This window comes from Micromonospora foliorum, assembly GCF_022229015.1.
GTDB lineage: Bacteria > Actinomycetota > Actinomycetes > Mycobacteriales > Micromonosporaceae > Micromonospora > Micromonospora foliorum.
The window spans coordinates 1-1,373 of sequence record NZ_JAKKFF010000445.1 but is presented as its reverse complement, the minus strand read 5'-3'; the positions used below and the strand labels follow the sequence as shown (position 1 = coordinate 1,373).

2 protein-coding genes are annotated in these 1,373 nt (G+C 70.6%); one reads left to right on the top strand and one right to left on the bottom strand.

Annotated features, from left to right (window positions below; translation table 11 throughout):
* Positions 1–244: 244 nt before the first annotated feature.
* Positions 245–931, bottom strand: a complete 687-nt coding sequence (locus tag PSH25_RS26995; RefSeq protein WP_145779624.1) for a DUF4191 domain-containing protein — start codon at positions 929–931, stop codon at positions 245–247.
* Positions 932–1,138: 207 nt separating this feature from the next.
* On the opposite strand from PSH25_RS26995, the gene PSH25_RS26990 reads away from it, so the two are divergent.
* Positions 1,139–1,372, top strand: coding sequence for a hypothetical protein (locus PSH25_RS26990; RefSeq protein ID WP_238661707.1), 234 nt, complete (start codon positions 1,139–1,141; stop codon positions 1,370–1,372).
* The last annotated feature ends 1 nt before the right edge of the window (position 1,373 follow it).

Sequence of the window (1,373 nt, the reverse complement as noted above, 5' to 3'; positions counted from 1 at the left end):
GATCGTGCTCGATCCAGGAAGTAGTGGCATCCGCCGCACACGAGGCCACTACATCCAGGATCGAGCACGATCATGGCCGCCAGCGCGGCGGCGACGGCGGTGAGTGGGGGACCTGGCGGGGCCCGGGACCACGGGCCGGGGCCTGTGGCCGGAGCGGGCGGCGCGCCGGGGGTGGGCGGCATGAGGGTGTACGCGAAGGAGCCGGACCCGTGCGGGTCCGGCTCCTCTACGCGTACACCTGGGGTCAGCGGCCTCGCGACTGGCGGAAGGCGCCTGGCGGCCGCATGTTCTTCGGGATCGCGCCCTTGGGCATCTGCGGCCGGGCGGTCAGCGCCTTGAGTCGCTTGTCCAGCGAGTTGACGTCCTTGCCGGAGAGGGCGCGGGGCAGGCGCAGCAGCGTCGTCCGGAGCTTGCGGATCGGCAGCTCGCCCTCCTCCTGCCCGATCACGTAGTCGTGCAGGGGAGCGGAGCCGATCACCTTGGACAGCCGCCGCTTCTCCTGGCCGAGCAGGCCGCGCACCCGCTGCGGGTTCCCCTCGGCCAGCAGGATCACGCCCGGGCGGCCGATCACCAGGTGGACCATGTCCATCTGGGTGGTCGAGCTGACCGCCGGGGTCACCCGCCAGTCGCCGCGCATGTTCTCCATGATCTGCGCCGCCGCGCCGGGTTGCCCCTCGGCGGCGTTCATCATCGCCTTGTTGGACCGCAGGTTGAGCACGATCAGCACCGCGAGCAGGATGAACAGGATGCCCAGCGGCAGCCAGATCCAGCCCCAGAGGATGACCGCGACCACGGTGAGCGCGAGCGGGAGCAGCACCGCCGCGGCGACCAACGGCGCGAACCACCGGTCCTGCTTGGCGGTGAACTGGAACACCATCCCGATCTGCTTCAGCCGCTGGCCGAACGAGACCTTCTCCTGGGGCTTTGCCATGTCGCAGAGTCTAGTGGTCGCCGCCGGCCCGGTTGATCCGCGTCCGGGTGCCGGGGCAGCTGAGTACCTTACGTCGCCGTACCCGCCCGGGCCGGCCGGGTAAGGAGGCTGCGGGCCGGGAAGATGAGGCGCCATCCCCATGCCCGGGTGGGGCCTTCGCGCGAAGAGTCGTCAGCAGCAGACGACGACGCCACGAAGGAGCCCGACATGTTCGGCAACGACGCAGATTTCCTGCTCACCCTGCACCGCACCCACGCCGCCGAGCTGCGCGCCGACGCGGCCGCGGACCGGCTCGCCCGGTCGCTGTCGCGTCCCGTCAGCCGCGGGTGGTTGGGCCGGCGGAGGCAGGCCGGTCGCACCAGTGACGCCCGGAGCGGCGTGTGGGGAAAGAGGGTAGATCGCGGTGGTAGCGGAACCTTTAAAAAAAAAAGAGGCGGGTAGG

Bases quoted from the DNA above. Each gene is read 5' to 3' on its own strand.
- PSH25_RS26990 (WP_238661707.1), top strand. From the start codon at position 1,139: ATGTTCGGCAACGACGCAGATTTCCTGCTCACCCTGCACCGCACCCAC.
- PSH25_RS26995 (WP_145779624.1), bottom strand. From the start codon at position 931: ATGGCAAAGCCCCAGGAGAAGGTCTCGTTCGGCCAGCGGCTGAAGCAG.